Origin of the sequence: Natrinema longum (genome assembly GCF_017352095.1) — an archaeon.
In the GTDB taxonomy this organism is placed as follows: domain Archaea; phylum Halobacteriota; class Halobacteria; order Halobacteriales; family Natrialbaceae; genus Natrinema; species Natrinema longum.
Map to the genome: position 1 here is coordinate 2709627 of NZ_CP071463.1, position 18325 is coordinate 2727951.

Below are 18325 nucleotides of genomic sequence, written 5' to 3' on the forward strand. Positions count from 1 at the left end.
ATCGACAACACACACGCGGGGTATAAACTCCCCGTTCGATGGACGCCGTCTGGCAGTATCGGAAGTATCGGAACCGGCTCGGTTAGAATTAATATTACGCCGACCAGTCGTTACAAATCACCGACGGACAGCAGCCGTGCACGCCCCCGCTCCTACACAGTGGCGTGCACGGTTCGTCCGCGGTCCCAATACACTGAGACCATGCGCGAATGCACTCCACACCACGGTAAGAGTACCGAATTCAACCATCCCGCTGACACGCTCGAGGTGAGTCGATGAGCGACGATCTCGAGCCGATGACGCCGACCGAGGGTGTCGAAGCGTTCCTGGCACACCGGAAGCCGAGCGTCGCGGAATCGACGTACTACAACAACCAGACGACGCTCGAACAGTTCACCGCGTGGTGTTCCGACAACGAGATCGACAACCTGAACGACCTTTCCGGGCGGGATCTGGCGCTGTTCGTCGCTCACCGCCGCGAGAAAGTGAAGCCGATCACCCTCCAGAAGAACCTGAGTGCGATTCGGGAGTTCCTCTCTTGGGCCGCCGATATTGAGGCCGTTCCGGAGGGACTGAACGAGAAGGTCCACGCACCGGTAGTTCCCGACGGGTCCGAATCCCGGAGCATCAAGCTCGAGCGCCCTCGAGCCGAGAAGATCCTGGAATACCTCGACCGGTACGAGTACGCGAGCCGGGATCACGTCATCATGGCGATCCTCTGGCGGACCGGGATGCGTCTCTCGGCGCTCCGGTCCATCGACCTCGATGACCTCGAAGGCGATCAATTCGCGATCTACCTCAAGCACCGTCCCGAGACGGATACGCCGCTGAAAAACAAGGACCGCAGCGAGCGGTGGGTATTCCTCGGTCCGGAGTGGTACAGCGTCGTCTCGGAGTACATCAAGGTCAACCGAATCGAGACGACCGACGACTACGGACGTGAGCCGCTACTGACGACCAAACAAGGCCGTATCTCCGGTGGATCGATCCGCAACACCGTCTACCGCTGTTGCCAGCCGTGTTTCGTCGCGGACTGTCCGCACGATCGCGACCCCGAGACGTGCGAAGCGGTCGGAGCCGCGAGTGTTCCGTCTAAGTGCCCCTCGACGCGCTCACCCCACGCTATTCGTCGCGGCGCGATCACCGGCCACCTGCTCGAGGACGTGCCGCCGGAGATCGTCTCCGACCGGATGGACGTGTCTCTCGATGTGCTGTACCAGCACTACGATGCGCGCCAACCTGACGAGAAAATGGAACAGCGGCGCAAGTTCCTGGAGGGGTTCTGAATGGCGGTCACTGATACCCTCCGAACCCTACGCCGTCTGGTTAATTTCACGGTTCCCGACGAGTCCACTATTCTGCGCCGCGAGCAAATTCGCGAGCGGCGCAAACCATCGCCGATGTCCGGATGTGATGCCCTGTAGGTCGTGGGACGACAACGCCGCCCGTCGATCGCGAGTGATCCACGCTCCTCGAGCAGTCGTCGCTTCGCGGGGATTCGTCTCGTGGTTCGCCGACGAGAACCGCGCCACAGCGTGTGACACCCCAGATTCGCTTCTCGGGGGTGAGACAGCGATTTCCGTGACCGATCGCGTTCCTCGAGAGCAGCGGCGTCTCCGGACCGGAACTTCGCCCGCTTTTAAGCCGTCTCGCTGTGAGGGATCGAGTATGAAACGAATTATCGAGACCGACGACGCGCCCGCCGCGGTCGGTGCCTACAGTCAGGCGACGACGAACGGCTCGCTCGTGTTCACCGCCGGCCAGATCCCCATGACGGCCGACGGCGAGCTGCTCGAGGACGAACCGATCGAAAATCAGACGAATCAGGCCCTCTACAATCTCGATGCCGTCCTCGACGAAGCCGGCGCGAGCTACGAGGACGTTCTGAAGGTGACCGTCTTCCTCGACGATATCGACGACTTCGAGGCGATGAACGAGGCCTACGCCGACTACTTCGACGACCAGCCGCCGGCACGCAGCGCCGTCGAGGTCGCCGCGCTCCCGAAGGGCGTCGGCGTCGAGATCGAAGCCATCGCGAGCGTCGAGCAAGACGAGTGAGCCCACCGTGAGCGGGTATCCGTCGGGGAAGCGGGGGATCGATCCGCGATCCAAATCGGCGTTCCTGTGGGGCCTCGTCGGCTTCCTGTCGTTTCTGGTGCTCGTCCAGGGCTACGCGCTGCTCGCCGACCCGATCGCGACGATCACGCAAGCACTGGCCCTCGCAGCGCTGGTTGGGCTCGGAGCGGGAAGCGGGGCGTACCTGCTCGAGCCACGCGTCGCCGCGTGGGCAGCCGACCGCGGGGATGCGTAAGCGTATCTCGTAACAGTTAAACGACGGACGTGGTTAGGATGACCTGAGCCAGGATGGCCGAACGGTAAGGCGCACGCCTGGAAAGCGTGTTCCCTTTGGGATTCAGGGTTCAAATCCCTGTCCTGGCGTTTCTGTCGACATCGACCGACGAGCGATGCGTAGCCGAGCGAGTCGCGATTTCGACGAAACGCAAACGAGGGGATGTGAACACGCGAGTCGCACGCGGCCGAACGGAGTGAGGCCGACCGTCTCGCATCTGTTCAAATCCCTGTCCTGGCGTATACCGTCACTGTAAGCCAGTGAACGCATTCGCCGCGCAGTCACGGCGAATGCGTGTAACCGTTACAGTTGACGGTATATTCTGCCGACATCGATCGACGAGTCTGTCGCTTCGTCTTTCGTCCGAACGTCGTGACCAGAAGACTTTCATCCGTGGTTGCGTGACCCGGTGACGGATGCGACGAATACTGCTCGTCGTGACGCTGGCGGTACTCGTATCGATTGCCGGTTGTTCGGGCTTTGGCGGTAACACGGCCGAGCCGTCGTCCGATACCGGCAACACACTCGAGTCCGAGGACCCGGCCGTCAACGCGACGGCGACCAATCAGACGGTCCGAATCGAGGCCACCGAATCGGTCGTCGGCAGCGAATGGGAGTCGCTCTCGGTGACGTATCCACGGGAGAACTTCACCGTCGACAGCGCCCAGCACGGGGAGATCGTGCTCGGCGTCGATACGAACGGTGACGGGTCCGTGGATCGAACGTTCAACGAGACGCACATCAGCGGCGTCAACAACAACGACTATTCGTTCACGATCGAACTCGAGACGGGATACACGTTCGAGAGCGGTGACGCGATCGTCGCCGAGTATCCCGCGGTGGACAACCCTGCCGAGGCGGGCGAATACACCGTTGCGGTGACGCTCAACGAGGCCCAGACCACGAACGGAACGATTACCGTTACAGACGAGGAGCAGGTCTAAGAGACGCTCGGGGCGTCGAACTCTCGAACCGTTTCGAGCACGCAATCACTGCGGGCAGTCGCTGACGAACGGGTCGGGGAAAAATGGAGCGTGGTCGCGTTCGCATCGACAGGGGATCGATCGCAAGTACCCAGTCGGGGTCACTCGATCGCCGCGTTCCAGAGTACCACACTGACACACCACCGTTTCGAATCGGCCGACCGGACTGACCCCGACGACGACTCCATCGGGATCGGATATCGTAACGGGGTCCGTACCGACCGGTCGGATCGCGGTAAGGACCTCGTACTGCCGGTTTGGCAGGTACAGCCGTCTCCGATCGAGCGTCTACCGGTCAGCCGCTCGCTGTGTCGTCATCGTGGGCTGTCACCGGCCGCGAGCACCTCTCGATCTCGAACCCACTCGTCAGCGCCGAACTTCCGGTCGGCGAGTGCTCGAGCGGCCTCGAGTTCGCCGTCGCGCCAGCTCGATTCGTCGGCATCACACCAGTCCCGGAGCGACTCGGCGATCGTCTCGACTGCGTCGTCACGATCGATCCCTGCCACATCGCGAACGCTCGTCACTCGATCGGTAAACGTCGACTCCGCGAGGTCGGCGTCGAAGACGCCGACGTGGTTCCGGGGCTCGAGGCCGTAACTGATCGAGCCGTGCTGGATGACGACGTCGCGCTGGCGGTACTGGGCGTTGCCGCTGATCTTGTTCGCCCCGTCGCCCGCATTCGCCGGCGCGACGATATCGTGTGCCGGGTTGATGTCCCGGAGATAGCACGAGGGCTGGTAGATGGCGTCCTGTTCGGCCGACGCGAAGGCGGCGTCGACGCTCATCCGGTCGAAGGCCTCGAGGATGGGGTCACAGAACAGTTCGTAACAGTCCATCAGGTCCCCCGGAACCTCGTCGGCCGGGGCTACGATCGTATACGAGATGTCGGCGAAGCGGTCGTGATAGATCCCGCCGCCGCCGGTTTGCCGGCGGGTGACGTCGATCCCCTCCCGCTCGCAAAAGTCCCAGTCGACCGTGTCGGCGTCCTGTCGATACCCCAGCGAGAGCGTGCTCGGCTCCCACGAGTACGTGCGGACGGTTCGAACGCCGTCCTCGAGCGCCGTTCGCGCGGCGACTTCCTCGAGTGCCATCTGCATCGCGCCTTCGCGGGAGCCGTCTCTGATCACCCGCCACTCTCGATCGTCTAGTGCCGTCATGTACGAAGCCACGCGGACGAGGTCGAAAGTCCTTCCGACGGCGTTCGATTTCATATATCGCAATGAAGTTTATCGGGTGGGGTTGCCAGTTCGAATCGCTCCGAACGACCCGAAACGGGAGGGCTTCCGAGTGGCCGACGGTTCCTGACTGCGGCCCCGTCCGTCACGCCGTTTTTACGTACACACCGGCTACCGGTATCTATGGTGCGAAACGTCGCCGGGTTACTCCCGGAACTCGAGGACGAGGACTTCTATCTCCTCTCTGGGGTCGAACAGGGGATGCGATTCTCCGAGTGGGTCCAACGGGAGAAGCTCCCGAAGTTCGCGGATCTGACCGACGAAGAGGTCGACTACCGACTCGAGCGCGGTCTCAAGCGCGGCCTGATCGAAAAAAAGACCATCCAGTACGAAGGGTATACCCTGCAGTTCGAGGGGTACGACGTCCTCGCTCTGCGGGCACTCGTCGAGCAGGATACGATCTCGGAGTTCGGCTCGCCGCTTGGCGTCGGCAAGGAGAGCGACGTCTACGAGGTCAAGTCCTACAAACCGCTCGCGCTGAAGTATCACCGCGAGGGCTATACGAACTTCCGGGAGGTACACAAAGAACGCGACTACACGTCGGACAACGACCACGTCTCCTGGATGTACACCGCCCGGAAGGCCGCCGAGCGCGAACACGGGATTCTCGAGTCTCTCTACCCCGACGTCGCAGTCCCCCAGCCGATCGGACAGAACCGCCACGCCATCGTTATGGAGAAGATGGACGGCGTCGAACTCTCGCGGACTCGACTCGAGGACGAACAGATACTCGGTGTTCTGGAGCTGTTACTCGCCGAAATCGCACGTGCGTACACGAACGGCTACGTCCACGCCGACATGAGCGAGTACAACGTCTTCGTCAACGAATCGGGGGTAAAAATCTTCGACTGGCCTCAGGCCGTCCCGACGGATCACGAAAACGCCGCCGAGTTCCTCCGGCGTGATCTGACCAACATCGTGGGGTATTTCCGCCGAAAGTACCCCCAGTACGTCCCCGACGACCTCGAGAGCGACGAACTGGCCGAATCGATTACTGCCGACTCCTTCGAGACGATTACCGACTTCGTTTGAGAAGCCAGCGCTGGCCCTCGTGACCCTCGAGTATCCCGATAGACCGACTCGAACTCGGGACTTACCAGTCGGTCGTGACCCGACCGTAGAAATCGAGTTCGTTCTCGTCGGAGACCCCGCCGAGCACGTCTGGAAGACGATTCCATCCGATCGTCGGCTTGGGAAGACGGCTCCGAACACGTTTCCGAGCCGTCGAATTCGGCGTCACTGGATACGGAACCGCCGGTTCCGAAGGTATTTGGCTCGGAACCGCCTGGTCCAGCGTTCGGCTGCGAATCGATCCGACACGGTCGGCAGCCAGCCGGTCTGGGGTGCGAACCGCGAACCCAGTCGAGAGCGCAGTAGCGAAACCCGTGTCGAGGCTGCCACAACCGTTTCGTCGATGGCAGTGGCTTCGGGTGGACACCCGTCTGCGGTCCCGTTCGAACCGCTACAGTCCCATGATATATTGTATAACGATATATAAAATTCGAGGCCGTCAGCCCGTGAGCGGTCATGACTCTTCGAAGGCCGGCGGAGTGGACGGCTCGAGGCTACCCGAACGCGAGAATCGGACGACACGAGTGGATGGTAGACGCGGGGACACTATCGGGCAACCCGACTTTCAGGGATCCCCGTCGATGGTCGAATTGATTACACTCGCTTCCATAGCCCCATATATGGAAGACAATACCACACACGATCTAGACGGGATCGGGACCTGGGGCGGCGGCGTGACCGGCGGCGTCGTCGCCGGGATCGCCATGGGACTGGTCCTCCACTTCGGCGGGAACCAGATCGAGCTGCTTGGCGGGCTCGCGACCGATCCCGGCACGGCGGTCGGCGTCGGCTGGACGATCCATTTGATGATCAGCATCGCCTTCGGGCTCCTGTTCGCCGCAATCGCCTCGAGACGGGCAGTTCAGCAGCTAGTGGACGATTTCAGCGACTACCTCGTCCTCGGACTCGCCTTCGGTGCGCTCCTCGGGCTCTTCGCCGGCGGTGTCGTGTTTCCCCTGGCGATGGAACGGGCCGGTGTGGCGGCGTTGCCGCTCCCCTTCCTTCCGGTTTCGGGGCCCGCAGCGGAGTTGTTCAGTGCGCTCCTGTTCGGTCTCGGTCACCTCGTCTACGGACTGGTCATGGGTGCCGTCTTCGCGACGATTAACGGGATTACGCCGAGTGGCGTTCGCGAGCGCGTTCCAGTGCGATAACCAACTGCTGAGCAAACACACGGTTACACCGGATATCTGCTCGAGAAACGCGTGAACCGAGGACGAACGCTACGAACGACGATAAGTCTGTGAGACCGTGAATGCGGTACTCAAGCCCTCGACTGACTCCGCTGTCGGGTACGAGTGTGGTATCGGCAGTTCCGTGAATTCCCCCTCGCAGCTGCAGTCTGGGGCGTCGAGCGGGCGAACGAATACTACATCTCGGTACTGTTACTGACGTTGTTTGGAGTCTGAATCGTTGCTATTGTTGTGGCTCTGTTGAACGCTCCTCTATGATCGGTTCGAAGCGAAAATCATCATTGTCCGCATCTACAAGTGCGTTGCGAAGCCGTTAGAAACATTATTTTTCGGCTAAGTCTGTTGTCTATGCACCCCTCGAGATTAGTCGCTCTCTGTTTCTTTTTTGTCAGCGTCTTACTATTAGCTCGGGTCGGACTTGCCGGGGAACTGCGGTTAACCGCGAGTACAGTATTACAGGTGATCGGTGGGGCTTTTCTGTTGCTGACCAGCCTGTTCGGATTAATACGGTACGAAGAGAACCTCATTGTCAGTGAGTACGGGCCGACGACGTATCTCCTCGTTTCTGGCCTGGTAATGTGGGCAGTCGGCTTGCTTACCCAACTGATCCAGCTTAGCCCGTACTGACCGTAAGAAACGGCCGTTATTGGTGGCTACGTTCCTGAGACACCAGTACTATCGACACGGCGGCCAAGCAGGCCGTTGACTCTTCGGCCGAGTGTTCCGAGTACGAATCCGATCACCCCGAGAGGGATTCCCCACACGAATGCAAGGAAGAGGGACGTTCCCAGAGTCTCTACTGGACCGACTGTCGCGAAGTGCATATCCGTGATACCGAACCATCGGTGAACTTTGCTCGGTGAGAAGTGCTCGACGAACATCCCGTATCGTGCGAGGCCGATCCCGAACACCGGTCCCATAACCAGGAGGAGCGTTGGCACCAAACCGGAGTTTCTAGCAGCGAACGCCGCAGCGAACGCCACGAGCATACCGATGCCGACGAGCGCTATCGCGTTCGCTCCTGTCCCGTTCAACGTCCCTAGAACCAACTGTCTGAGGCTGTAGGTACTCCCCAAAACCCACCGCTCGATCTGGCTATACCCAACCGTAGTGGCTACCAGTGGGCCGGTCACGACTGCCAGTGCCGGTGCGGACAGGATCGCTTTGATTGACGTCCTTCGTCGCCGGCCGACTACTCCATACCAGACGCGCTCGAGGAAGGAGCGGGACGTGACGGGGTCTCTGAACGACGCGTACAACACGGCAATCGCTGCGATGACGTGTTTGACTGCTGCAACGGCGTGTTCGAAAGCGGTTCCTTCGGAGGGGTTTACCGTAGGTTCATTTCGATCTGGGGACACAGATGCATGTTATTTTTCCAATAAAATAAATCTTACTCTATTGTTAGAACTACCTGTCGATGATTTCCACGTTGGGGAACCAATCGCGGTGCAAATCACAGGTACGTTCGTTTCAGTTCCGCTCGCCTCCGTTATTTCGGTGAATCCGTATCAAAGCGTGTTCCACAGACGGTATCGAGCACGCACGTGTTCGTCTGTGCGGCACGCGACGCCAGACCCGTGCTCGCGGGTAGTCGAGGCATCCGTGCCGGCTTCGATCGGATCGACGAGTCGACGTTTACGGATGGTTGCCTTCAGGCCGCCGTCGACCGCTCCAATGCCGCTTTCCGTACGGACTGAGGTGGCTCGTCGCTCGCTTCGAAGCGCTTATACACGGCCGCTGGATACGTTTGGGTGACTCGCTGGTTCGCGGGCATCAGCGGGCACCTGCACGGCAGTGTGCCACAGGTCGGGATGTGATCCGCGGGGCACGCGCCCCGGTCGGGATTGAACCACGCAACGCCCGCGGGTGAATACAATGGCAGAAAGCTTCTATTCCCACATCAAGGACGCATGGAAAGACCCCGACGACGGCAAACTCGGGGAGCTGCAGTGGCAGCGCAAACAGGAGTGGCGCGACCAGGGTGCGATCGAGCGGATCGATCGCCCGACGCGTCTCGACAAGGCACGCGAACTCGGCTACAAGGCCAAGCAGGGCATCATCGTGACCCGGGTCTCGGTCCGGAAAGGGACCGCCCGGAAACAGCGTCACAAAGCCGGTCGGCGCTCGAAGCGCCAGGGTGTCAACCGCATCGGGCGGCGCAAGAACATCCAGCGCATCGGTGAGGAACGCGTCTCCCGGAAGTACCCCAACATGCGGGTGCTCAACAGCTACTGGGTCGGAGAAGACGGCTCGCAGAAGTGGTTCGAAGCGATCCTCGTGGATCCGAACCACCCCGCGATCGAGAACGACGACGACCTCAACTGGATCTGCGACGACGCTCACCAGAACCGCGCGTTCCGTGGACTCACCAACGCCGGCAAGGCAAACCGCGGGCTCAACAACCGCGGCAAAGGTGCGGAGAAGGTCCGCCCGTCCAACACCGGCGGCCAAGGCCGCGCGAAGTAACGCAGTCTCTGCAGCCGGTTTCACACCGATTTTCCGTGACTCGTTTCGAGAGCGCTTGGCTTTCCGTCGCTGGCCAGCGGCCCGGAACGCGGGCCGCGCAATAGCCGAGACGGGCACTAAGTAGGCGACCGTGGTACCGGTCGTATGCCACGCTCTCAGCTCGCCACGTTCTCGATCGAGCGCGTCGAGATACTCGACCAGGACGGCCGCGTCGACGAATCGCTCGAGCCCGATATCGACGACGAGCGCCTGCTCGAGTGGTACCGGACGATGAAGCGCTCGCGGCGACTCGATCAGCGGGTGATCGCGCTCCAGCGCCGGGGTGAGCTGGGAACGTTTGCACCCGCGACGGGCCAGGAGGCCGCCCAGGTCGGAAGCACCGCGGCGCTGGACGAGGCCGACTGGACGGTGCCCGCGTTCCGGGAGCATCCGTCGGCGCTCGCCCGCGGGGGCTCCGCCCAGGAGATCATCGAGTACGCGATGGGCCTCGAAGAGGGGGGAGCGCCCCCCGACGACGTCCCGATGCTGCCGCCGTCGATCGCGGTTGGGACCCAGCCGCTACACGCCGCGGGGATCGGCTGGGCCGAGGCGATGAACGACAGCGATTCGGTCGCGCTCACCTACTTCGGCGACGGTGCCACGAGCGAGGGCGAGGTGTACGAGGCGATGAATCTGGCCGGGGTCTACGAGGCACGAACGATCTTCTTCTGTCAGAACAATCAGTACGCGATCTCGACGCCGCTGTCGAAACAGACGCGCGCGGCGACGCTCGCCCAGAAGGCCGTCGCGGCGGGGATCGAGCCGGTGCAGGTCGACGGGAACGACGTGCTCGGCGTCTACGCGGTCACGAGGAAGGCCCGCGAGCGCGCCCGTCGCGGCGTCCCGACGCTGATCGAGGCCACGACCTACCGCCGGGAGATGCACACGACGGCGGACGATCCCTCCGTCTATCGAACGACCGAGGAAGAAGCGTCGTGGGAACCACTGGACCCGATCCTGCGATTCCAGCAGTACCTCCGGGAACGCGGGCTCCTCGACGACGAGACGGTCGAGTCGATCGAAGCCGAGATCGAGGCCGACCTCAAGGACGCCCTCGAGGCGGCCCGGGAAACGAAAGCGAACGCCGATCCGGCGGACATGTTCGACACCGCCTACGCGGAGCGGCCGCCCTATCTCGAGCGCCAGCGCGAGGCGTTCCGTGCGGACGAGGGCCGGACGGTCGCTCCCGCAGGCGGGGATCGTCGCGGTGACGGCGGGTCGTCGACGGCCGATACGAGAGCCGGTGCCGACGCTGCCACCGACGCGGATCTCGAGAGCGCCGACCGACTGAACATGGTCGAGGCGATCCGGGGGACGTTACACGCCGAACTCGAGCGGGACGACGACGTGCTCGTCTACGGCCAGGATGTCGGTGTCGACGGCGGCGTCTTCCGGGCGACGCAGGGGCTTCTGGAGGGCTTCCCCGGTCGGGTCCACGACGCGCCGGTGGCCGAGGCGGGCATCGTCGGCCTCGGCGTCGGTCTCGCGGCGGCGGGCTATCGACCGGTGGCCGAGATCCAGTTCGCCGGCTTTAGCTTCCAGGCGTTCGCACAGATCCACCAGCACTGCTCGCGGATCCGCAGTCGGTCGCGCGGGACGATCACGTGTTCGATGGTGATCCGCGCTCCCTACGGCCTCGGGGTGAAGGCCCTCGAGCATCACTCGGAGAGTTACGAGGCGGGCTACGCCCACATTCCGGGACTCGACGTCGTGATTCCCTCGACGGCCAGGGACGCTGCCGGCCTGTTACGGTCGGCGATCCGCAGTCCCGATCCGGTCGTGTTCCTCGAACCGATGGTGCTGTATCGGGCAGCCAGACGGCCGGTTCCCGAGGAAACCGTCGTCCCGCTGGGTGAGGCGCGGCTGGTCGACCAGGGGACCGACGCCACCGTCGTCGCGTGGGGCGCGATGGTCCGGGAGGTCGAGGACGCGGTCGCCGATCTCGAGGCCGACATCGAGCTGATCGACCTGCGGACGATCAGTCCGATGGACACCGAGACCGTCCTCGAGTCGGTCCGCAAGACCGGTCGCTGCGTCGTCGTCCACGAGGCACCCCGAACGGGCGGGTTCGCCGGCGAAATCGCGGCCCGGATCGCCGACGAGGCCGTCTGGTACCTCGAGGCACCCATCGAGCGGGTGACGGGCTACGACGTGCCGGTTCCGCTGCCGGCCCGCGAGGAGTCCTACCGCCCCGGTCCGGATCGAATCCGTGCCACGATCGAACAGGTGCTCGCCGCGTAGCGTCCCACTGCGTCGGAGTCAGAGGTGGACTTATTCCGCCGGCTGGTATACTGGGGCGTATGGCACGACACGTTCTCGTGGCGGTCGATGACTCGAATCAGTCGACTGAAGCGCTCGAGTTCGCTTGCACGGAGTATCCGGAGGCGACGATCACCGCGCTCTACGTCCTCGATCCGGGCGACTTCTACGCGGTCAGCGGCGTCGAAGGGACCGCGATGGCCAATTACGACGAGATACAGGGCCACCACGAGGACCGGGCCGAGGAGATCCTCGAGCGAGCACGGGAACAGGCCGCCGACCACGGCGTCGAGATCGAAACGGAGCACACCCTCGGCGGCGTCTCGCGCTCGATCGTCGACTACGCCGCCGAACACGACGTCGACCACATCGTCGTCGGCAGCCACGGCCGGACGGGCGCGAGTCGGATCCTCCTGGGCAGCGTTGCGGAGACGGTCGCCCGCCGGTCACCGGTCCCGGTAACGATCGTTCGATAGTCCGGGGGCCGGACGCTGCGTCGTTCCCGATCGCACGCTACCGTCGAAAAACAAGGGTATCAGCCGCTCTCAGTCGGGGTAGAAGACAGCGTGTGACAGGGACTCAGCGTCAGTTATGCGGACACAGTTCGGCCTTCCCGTTCGCCCTCCGTCGAGCGCATGTCGAGGTCAGCCGTGAGGGCTTCGATGGCGTCCTCGGGATCGGTCTCCGAATCGAAGACGCGATCGAATCCCATCTCGCGGAAGAACTTGCGGGTCTCCTCGAAGTCGTCCTGCCCGACGGCGAGGTTGCCGCCGATGTAGGTCGTAACGTCGAGGTCGGCCTCGGCGATCCGCTGGTGGAAGCCCTCGCAGTCCTGTTTGGCGTGACCATAGAGCGAGGAGACGAGTACAGCCTCGGCGTCGTTGTCGGATGCGGCTTCAACGAACTCTTCTTGGGAGCTCTGGACCCCCAGATTGACGACGTCGAATCCGGCTGCCTCCAGGGCCTGTTCCAGGATGGTAATCCCGACGACGTGAGCGTCGGACCCGATCACGCCGAGGATGACTGTCTTCGTCATGTGCGTACCACCACAAACTGGGGGCACCACCATAAACCTAATGATTAATAATGTGCTAATGATTCACACGCCTCCCCTCGTGTGATTACTCGCCGTTTCTTCGCGAACTGCGTGCTCGAGAAATCGTCCGTGCATCCTCGCAGCCGAATCCCGTCCGATCGTCCCGTCGATGATCGAAACGCGAGTCGATCGGTCACACGCTCGTGAGCGAGCCGATCGGGGCGTCGGTGCGTTCACGGGCGCGTCGGATGCCGTCCTCGCCGGCCGCGATGAGCGCGAAGACACCTGCGACGTCGGCCTCGGCGCTGTGGACGATATCGAGGAGCAGTTCCTGGGTCTCGCCCGACCGGATGAGGTCGTCGACGACTAGGACGGACTCGCCCGACTCGATCGCGGCGGCCGGAAGGTAGTAGGTGAGTTCGATCCCCGACTGCAACCGCTGGCGGGCCTCGATGAAATCCTCGACGGCAGTTTCCTTGCGCTTTTTCGCGTAGGCACAGCGGACCCCGTAGTAGCTCGCGAGCGCGGCCGCGAGCGTGATCCCGTCGGTCGCAGCGGTGAGGACGACGTCGGGGCGATCGAAGTCGAACCCGTTTGCCACGACCGGTGCGGCCAGATCGAGGAACGGCTGGTCGAAGACGGTCGCGCTATTGTCGACGTACCCCTCGTCGTCGACGCGGATTCGCGCGTCGAGTTCGTCGGCTAACGCCTCCCGACCGAGGTCTTCGACGATCTCGCGTGCGCGATCCGTTCCGGGAAGGACGTGGCCGTTGACGTATCGGTTGAGATCGCCCGCCGGGAGCCCCGTCGTCTCGGCGAGTTCGTCGTAGGTTCTCGTCTCTTTCAACATTCGCAACACGTCGACGGCCCGCAACTGGAGGGCTGCCTTCTCCGCTCTGTTCATACAGATATGCACGATCCCACAACTATGGGTATTACGATCGGATTCAGGCGATCGAATCCGCACGAACGTGGTTCACCCGAGCGATCACCGCCTCGCTCGAACGGGTCGGCGGATCGTCGACGGCGGCCGAAAAACGCGGCGACGGGATCTCGAGGGCGCTACTGCAGGAAGTCCGGTTCCGTCCGCTTTTCGTCGCGTTCGTCCTCGAGGTGAGCGCGGAACGCGTCGATCTCGACGTCGTACTCCTGGTCCTCGAAGCGGTCGCGCACCGAGATGTTACCGTCTTCCTCCTCGTTGTCCCCGACGATGATCTGGTAGGGGACCCGATCGTCGTGGGCCGCTCGGATCTTCCGCTCGAGTGTCGAGTCGCGGTCGTCGACCTCGACGCGGAAGTCGTCGAACTCGTTTGCGACGCGGTGGGCGTAGCCGAGGTTGTCGTCGGAGATCGGCAGCACGCGGACCTGTTCGGGCGCGAGCCACAGCGGGAACCGACCCTCGTAGTGCTCGATGAGCACCATGAAGAACCGCTCGTAGCTGCCGTAGATGCCGCGGTGGATCATCACCGGGCGGTGTTCCTCGTTGTCCTCGCCGACGTAGCTCAGGTCGAAGCGCTCGGGCATGTTGAAGTCGAGCTGGACCGTCGGGCCGTCCCAGAGACGGCCGATGGCGTCCTCGAACCCGAAGTCGATCTTCGGTCCGTAGAACGCGCCGTCGCCCTCCTCGACCTCGTACTCCATCTTCGACTCATCGAGCACCGACTCGAGGATCGACTCGGCTCGCTCCCAGATCTCGTCGCTGCCGACGCTCTTCTCGGGACGCGTCGCCAGCGACACCTCGTAGTCGAGATCGAACGTATCGAGGACGGTAAAGATCATGTCGATGATCTGCCTGACCTCCCGTTCGATCTGATCGGGGCGGACGAACAGGTGGCCGTCGTCGATCGTGAACGCCCACACCCGCGAGAGTCCCGAGAGTTCGCCGCGTTGTTCCTTGCGGTAGACCTTGCCGTCCTCGGCGTACCGGATCGGCAGGTCGCGGTAGCTCCAGGACTGATCCTGGAAGATCGCGGCGTGGCCCGGACAGTTCATCGGCTTCAGGCCGAACTCGTCGTCACCGACGTCGAAGACGAACATGCTGTCCTGGTAGTTCTCGTAGTGGCCCGACCGGTGCCAGAGATCTGTCTTGAAGACGTGGGGCGTCTCCACGTAATCGTAGCCCGCGTCCTGGTTGAGCCCCTCGACGAATCCCTCGAGTTCTTTGAGGATCGTCTTCCCTGGCGGGTGATAGAGCGGGAGACCGGGGCCGGTGACGTCCTGGATCGAGAACAGATTCATCTCGTTGCCGATCCGGCGGTGGTCGCGCTTCTCGGCTTCCCGCTTGCGCTCGAGGTAGGCCTCGAGGTCGCTCTCGTCCTCGAAGGCGGTGCCGTAGATGCGCGTCTGCATCGTGTTTTCCTCGTCCCCGCGCCAGTAGGCACCGGCGATCTCGAGCAGTTCGATCGCGCCGATTTCGCCCGTCGACTCGACGTGGGGGCCGGCACAGAGGTCCTCCCACTCGCCTTGCGTGTAGAAGGTGACGGTGTCGTCCGCCTCGGCGAACTCCTCGAGGAGTTCGAGCTTGTAGGGTTCGTCGGCCAGTCGCTCCCGTGCCTCCTCGATCGAGACGACCTCGCGCTCGATGTCGTAGTCTTCGGCGACGATCGCCTCCATCTCATCCTCGAGGTCGGCGAGATCTTCCTCGTCGACGTCGAGGTTGTCGAAGTCGTAGTAAAAGCCCTCGTCGGTCGGCGGACCGATCGCCAGGTCGACGTCGTCGTAGTGGCGTTCGACGGCCTGGGCGAGACAGTGGGCCGCGGAGTGGCGCATGACCTCGAGGTACTCGTCGCTGCCGTCGGTGATGATCTCGAGTTCGGCCCCGTCGTAGACCGGCTCCTCCTTGGCGACGAGCTCGCCGTCGAGTTTGCCGGCGACCGTGTCGCTACCGAGACCGGGCCCGATCTCGTAGGCACAGTCCTCGACCGTGGCGTCGGCGTCGACCTCGAGTTCGGATCCGTCGGGCAGTACGACCGTTAGTTGCTCCTGTGAGTCTGATTCTGACATGGCTGTGGATGTGGTGAAAATCCGGTGGCGTGTCCGCATCCGCGTTCCGCACACTGGCCGACTCGTGCCGACACAACACGCGGTAGGTGGGAGTTAGAAACGGGGGAACGCCCCTGTAAAGCGGACACCTACCATCGTGGCTACGCGTACTCTCGAGTCGGATAAAAGCGTTGTGATGGGGGGCGAGCGGCGGCGGTATCACCGGACCTCGAGCGAACGGCTGGCGACGAAAGCCGACGATCGATTGCGGAAGCGCCTGCTGCGCTCGAACGCAGCAACGAGGAGACGCCCAACGCCGAGCGGACCGACCACAGTATGCCGTTCCCGCGTTCTCATCGTCGAAGGGGAATCTCGATCGCCTCGAGATGCCGGTCGTCCCGCTGCCCGTTCAGGAACTCGAGAACGGGCCGGACCTCGTCGAATCGCGGCCCTCTCGTGACGACGTGGTCGTCTCGGTTCCACTCGACGAAGCCGTACTCGGCCAGTTTGGGCAGGTGGATATGTCGTTTCACGAGGAGTTCCTCGTCCGCTTCCGAAACGCGTCTGGACGCTGCCAGGTGCGTGCGGAGCAGTTCCTCGTCCGCCTGGGCGAGTTCCCGGGAAACGCCGGTCACTGTCGAAACGTGCTGGCGATTACAGTGCAACAACTCGAACAGCAACCGGCGGCGGTGGACGTTCGCCAACGCGTCGAATACGTCGTCGACGTCGCTTCCATCGTCGGTTTCGATTGTACTTCCCCCAGCGATCGTCCCGTCGACATCGATTCTATCGGTCTTATTGATCATGGGCAGCCCCTCGGTCCCCGTCTACGATCTCGTATTGCTTAAGTAGCTGATGTTTTCACGATTCGCCGCTGTTTTGAGTAACTGAGTGACAACGATCGCGAGGGGCAGTCCCACCGTCGGGCGATCGGTCCGGACGTCCCGTCGGCCGCGGCCGTGCCCACGACCCTCTCGCCAACCGCGCTCGAGGATGTGCCTTACTGACTCTCGAGCAACTCGCTTGCCGTCACCAGCGACTCGAGTTCGACGCCGGCATCCGCGACGTTCTCGCGACCGCCTTCCTCGCGGTCGACGACGACCAGTGCACGGTCGACGGTCGCACCCGCGTCCCGCAGGGCCTCGACGGCCTCGACGAGGCTCGTCCCCGTCGTCACGATGTCCTCGACGACGACGACTTCCTCGCCGTCGGCGAGTTGCCCCTCGATCAGATTGCCGGTACCGTACTCCTTGCGCTGCTTGCGCGCGATGACGTAGGGGACGCCGGCGGCGACGCTCGTCGCGGCGGCCAGCGGTACGCCGCCGAGTGCGACGCCGCCGAGTTTGTCGTCGGCGTCGAGCCGCTCGGCGAAGGCCTCGGCGATGGACTCGAGGCAGTCGGGATCGGTCTCGAAGAGGTACTTGTCGACGTAGTACTCGCTTGTGCCGCCATGCGAGAGTTCGAACTCGCCGAACTGGACGGCGTCGGCCGCGCGAAGGGCGTCGATGAGGTCCTGATTCGTCATTACTCGAGAGAGCACACCGCACCGAAATAAGCGGTGTGGAACCGGCTCAGTCGTGGTGCTCGAATCGACGTCGAGGATCGGAGCCGATCGCTCGAGCGCGACGCACCGACTGCGTTCCGCTGGAGGTATCTTTTTGTCCTCTACTCCCAACTGTTCCGTACGATGACACCAACCAGGGCGGACGAACCACACCCGGACGTGCAGGCGTTTCTCGAGCTCTACAACGCCCTCGATACGCCGTCGTTCGACGAGATTTCGGCACAGGAGGCTCGGCGGATGTTCGCCGAGATGCAGGTCTCCGACGAGCCCGCCATCGACCTCGAGTCCGTCGAGGATCGGACCATCGACGGCCCTCACGGCGACCTGCCGATCAGGATTTACGACCCCGGCACCGACGGCGAGGACCGCCCGCTACTCCTCTTCTTCCACGGTGGCGGCTGGGTCATCGGCAGTATCGACACCCACGACGCCACCTGCCGCAAGCTCGCCGCCGAGTCGGGGTATCCCGTCGTCAGCGTCGACTACGGTCTCGCGCCCGAACATCCCTTCCCCGAGGGGCTGGAGGACTGTTATGCCGCCCTCGAGTGGGCCGCCGCCGCGGCCGACGAACTGGGCGCAGACCCCGAACGGATCGCCGTGGCAGGCGATAGCGCCGGCGGTAATCTGGCGGCGGGACTGTCGCTGTTCGTGCGGGATCACGGCGGTCCCGAGATCGCCTATCAGTTGTTGATCTACCCCAGTACGGGCGATGCGACCGAGACGGCAGCCTACGAGAAGAACGGCGAGGGCTACATGCTCACGGCAGCGGAGATGGAGTGGTTCCGGGATCACCGCTTCGAGCGCGAGATCGATCAGGGGAACGTCTACGCGATGCCCCAGCTCGCACACGACCTCTCGGAGCTGCCGCCGACGACGGTCCTCACGGCCGGCTTCGATCCGCTTCGGGACGACGGGGCGAACCTCGTCGAGCGGCTCGAGGACGACGGCGTTCCCGTCGAGTACCACCACTACGACGACGTGATCCACGGTTTCTTCGGCATGATTTCCGAGCCGGTCGATCTGGATCGGGCCCACGAGGCTCACGAGGCCGCTGTTACAGATCTCAAAGCGGCGCTCGAGTGAGTTCGCCACGGCGGCGATCCTCGACGACGATCGAGTCCGACGTCGCGGAATCCGCGGACGGACC

General features: G+C 63.2%; 17 protein-coding genes, 1 tRNA gene and 1 pseudogene. 12 read left to right on the forward strand and 7 right to left on the reverse strand.

The window, feature by feature from the left end; translation table 11 throughout:
• Window positions 1-275: 275 nt before the first annotated feature.
• From J0X27_RS13405 to J0X27_RS13425, 5 genes are all read left to right on the forward strand, one after another.
• Window positions 276-1286: a tyrosine-type recombinase/integrase gene (locus J0X27_RS13405; RefSeq protein ID WP_097380191.1), complete on the forward strand. Its 1011-nt coding sequence runs from the start codon at window positions 276-278 to the stop codon at window positions 1284-1286.
• Window positions 1287-1668: 382 nt separating this feature from the next.
• Entirely contained in the window at window positions 1669-2058 is a 390-nt protein-coding gene (locus tag J0X27_RS13410; protein WP_207269678.1) for a Rid family detoxifying hydrolase, read from the forward strand.
• A gap of 7 nt (window positions 2059-2065) precedes the next feature.
• Window positions 2066-2311 (forward strand): DUF7981 family protein, encoded by a 246-nt coding sequence (locus J0X27_RS13415; RefSeq protein ID WP_207269679.1) that lies wholly within the window; start codon window positions 2066-2068, stop codon window positions 2309-2311.
• Window positions 2312-2358: 47 nt separating this feature from the next.
• Window positions 2359-2439, forward strand: a tRNA-Ser gene (locus tag J0X27_RS13420).
• Between the two features lie 327 nt (window positions 2440-2766).
• Window positions 2767-3294, forward strand: a complete 528-nt coding sequence (locus tag J0X27_RS13425; RefSeq protein ID WP_207269680.1) for a hypothetical protein — start codon at window positions 2767-2769, stop codon at window positions 3292-3294.
• 353 nt (window positions 3295-3647) lie between these two features.
• Here the strand turns inward: J0X27_RS13425 and J0X27_RS13430 are convergent, their stop codons facing one another.
• Entirely contained in the window at window positions 3648-4490 is an 843-nt protein-coding gene (locus tag J0X27_RS13430; protein ID WP_207269681.1) for a lipoate--protein ligase family protein, read from the reverse strand.
• 201 nt (window positions 4491-4691) lie between these two features.
• Here J0X27_RS13430 and J0X27_RS13435 point away from each other — a divergent pair, with 201 nt between their 5' ends.
• The 3 genes and pseudogenes from J0X27_RS13435 to J0X27_RS17965 form a co-directional block, all read left to right on the forward strand.
• Window positions 4692-5600, forward strand: a complete 909-nt coding sequence (locus J0X27_RS13435) for a serine/threonine-protein kinase RIO2 (RefSeq protein ID WP_207269682.1) — start codon at window positions 4692-4694, stop codon at window positions 5598-5600.
• 659 nt (window positions 5601-6259) lie between these two features.
• Window positions 6260-6790: a hypothetical protein gene (locus tag J0X27_RS13440; RefSeq protein WP_207269683.1), complete on the forward strand. Its 531-nt coding sequence runs from the start codon at window positions 6260-6262 to the stop codon at window positions 6788-6790.
• Window positions 6791-6848: 58 nt separating this feature from the next.
• Window positions 6849-7045 (forward strand): annotated as a pseudogene (locus J0X27_RS17965) (hypothetical protein); the annotation flags it as partial.
• Window positions 7046-7482: 437 nt separating this feature from the next.
• Here the strand turns inward: J0X27_RS17965 and J0X27_RS13445 are convergent.
• Complete coding sequence (locus tag J0X27_RS13445) at window positions 7483-8190, reverse strand: DUF8071 domain-containing protein (protein ID WP_207269684.1); 708 nt, start codon at window positions 8188-8190, stop codon at window positions 7483-7485.
• Between the two features lie 517 nt (window positions 8191-8707).
• Between J0X27_RS13445 and J0X27_RS13450 the strand changes: the two genes are divergently transcribed.
• The 3 genes from J0X27_RS13450 (at window position 8708) to J0X27_RS13460 (ending at window position 12072) form a co-directional block, all read left to right on the forward strand.
• On the forward strand, window positions 8708-9298 hold the full coding sequence (locus tag J0X27_RS13450; protein ID WP_097380183.1) for a 50S ribosomal protein L15e: 591 nt from the start codon (window positions 8708-8710) through the stop codon (window positions 9296-9298).
• Between the two features lie 144 nt (window positions 9299-9442).
• Window positions 9443-11578, forward strand: coding sequence for a pyruvate dehydrogenase (acetyl-transferring) E1 component subunit alpha (pdhA, locus tag J0X27_RS18165; RefSeq protein WP_207269685.1), 2136 nt, complete (start codon window positions 9443-9445; stop codon window positions 11576-11578).
• Between the two features lie 59 nt (window positions 11579-11637).
• On the forward strand, window positions 11638-12072 hold the full coding sequence (locus tag J0X27_RS13460; protein WP_207269686.1) for a universal stress protein: 435 nt from the start codon (window positions 11638-11640) through the stop codon (window positions 12070-12072).
• A gap of 113 nt (window positions 12073-12185) precedes the next feature.
• On the opposite strand, the gene glmS is transcribed toward J0X27_RS13460, so the two are convergent.
• The 5 genes from glmS to pyrE all read right to left on the reverse strand — a co-directional run bounded on the left by glmS (window position 12186) and on the right by pyrE (window position 17139).
• On the reverse strand, window positions 12186-12632 hold the full coding sequence (glmS, locus tag J0X27_RS13465; protein WP_207269687.1) for a methylaspartate mutase subunit S: 447 nt from the start codon (window positions 12630-12632) through the stop codon (window positions 12186-12188).
• A 193-nt stretch (window positions 12633-12825) separates the two neighbouring features.
• Complete coding sequence (locus J0X27_RS13470; protein ID WP_207269688.1) at window positions 12826-13536, reverse strand: phosphoribosyltransferase family protein; 711 nt, start codon at window positions 13534-13536, stop codon at window positions 12826-12828.
• A 158-nt stretch (window positions 13537-13694) separates the two neighbouring features.
• On the reverse strand, window positions 13695-15635 hold the full coding sequence (gene thrS, locus J0X27_RS13475; RefSeq protein WP_207269689.1) for a threonine--tRNA ligase: 1941 nt from the start codon (window positions 15633-15635) through the stop codon (window positions 13695-13697).
• Window positions 15636-15967: 332 nt separating this feature from the next.
• Window positions 15968-16420 (reverse strand): DUF7344 domain-containing protein, encoded by a 453-nt coding sequence (locus J0X27_RS13480; protein WP_224214566.1) that lies wholly within the window; start codon window positions 16418-16420, stop codon window positions 15968-15970.
• A 194-nt stretch (window positions 16421-16614) separates the two neighbouring features.
• Complete coding sequence (pyrE, locus tag J0X27_RS13485) at window positions 16615-17139, reverse strand: orotate phosphoribosyltransferase (RefSeq protein WP_207269690.1); 525 nt, start codon at window positions 17137-17139, stop codon at window positions 16615-16617.
• Window positions 17140-17301: 162 nt separating this feature from the next.
• Between pyrE and J0X27_RS13490 the strand changes: the two genes are divergently transcribed.
• Complete coding sequence (locus tag J0X27_RS13490; RefSeq protein ID WP_207269691.1) at window positions 17302-18261, forward strand: alpha/beta hydrolase; 960 nt, start codon at window positions 17302-17304, stop codon at window positions 18259-18261.
• Window positions 18262-18325: the final 64 nt, after the last annotated feature.

Bases quoted from the DNA above. Each gene is read 5' to 3' on its own strand.
- J0X27_RS13450 (WP_097380183.1), top strand. From the start codon at position 8,708: ATGGCAGAAAGCTTCTATTCCCACATCAAGGACGCATGGAAAGACCCC.
- glmS (WP_207269687.1), bottom strand. From the start codon at position 12,632: ATGACGAAGACAGTCATCCTCGGCGTGATCGGGTCCGACGCTCACGTC.
- J0X27_RS13425 (WP_207269680.1), top strand. From the start codon at position 2,767: ATGCGACGAATACTGCTCGTCGTGACGCTGGCGGTACTCGTATCGATT.
- J0X27_RS13490 (WP_207269691.1), top strand. From the start codon at position 17,302: ATGACACCAACCAGGGCGGACGAACCACACCCGGACGTGCAGGCGTTT.
- J0X27_RS13460 (WP_207269686.1), top strand. From the start codon at position 11,638: ATGGCACGACACGTTCTCGTGGCGGTCGATGACTCGAATCAGTCGACT.
- J0X27_RS13410 (WP_207269678.1), top strand. From the start codon at position 1,669: ATGAAACGAATTATCGAGACCGACGACGCGCCCGCCGCGGTCGGTGCC.
- pyrE (WP_207269690.1), bottom strand. From the start codon at position 17,139: ATGACGAATCAGGACCTCATCGACGCCCTTCGCGCGGCCGACGCCGTC.
- thrS (WP_207269689.1), bottom strand. From the start codon at position 15,635: ATGTCAGAATCAGACTCACAGGAGCAACTAACGGTCGTACTGCCCGAC.
- J0X27_RS13435 (WP_207269682.1), top strand. From the start codon at position 4,692: ATGGTGCGAAACGTCGCCGGGTTACTCCCGGAACTCGAGGACGAGGAC.
- J0X27_RS13480 (WP_224214566.1), bottom strand. From the start codon at position 16,420: ATGATCAATAAGACCGATAGAATCGATGTCGACGGGACGATCGCTGGG.
- J0X27_RS13405 (WP_097380191.1), top strand. From the start codon at position 276: ATGAGCGACGATCTCGAGCCGATGACGCCGACCGAGGGTGTCGAAGCG.
- J0X27_RS13470 (WP_207269688.1), bottom strand. From the start codon at position 13,536: ATGAACAGAGCGGAGAAGGCAGCCCTCCAGTTGCGGGCCGTCGACGTG.
- J0X27_RS13440 (WP_207269683.1), top strand. From the start codon at position 6,260: ATGGAAGACAATACCACACACGATCTAGACGGGATCGGGACCTGGGGC.
- J0X27_RS13430 (WP_207269681.1), bottom strand. From the start codon at position 4,490: ATGACGGCACTAGACGATCGAGAGTGGCGGGTGATCAGAGACGGCTCC.
- pdhA (WP_207269685.1), top strand. From the start codon at position 9,443: ATGCCACGCTCTCAGCTCGCCACGTTCTCGATCGAGCGCGTCGAGATA.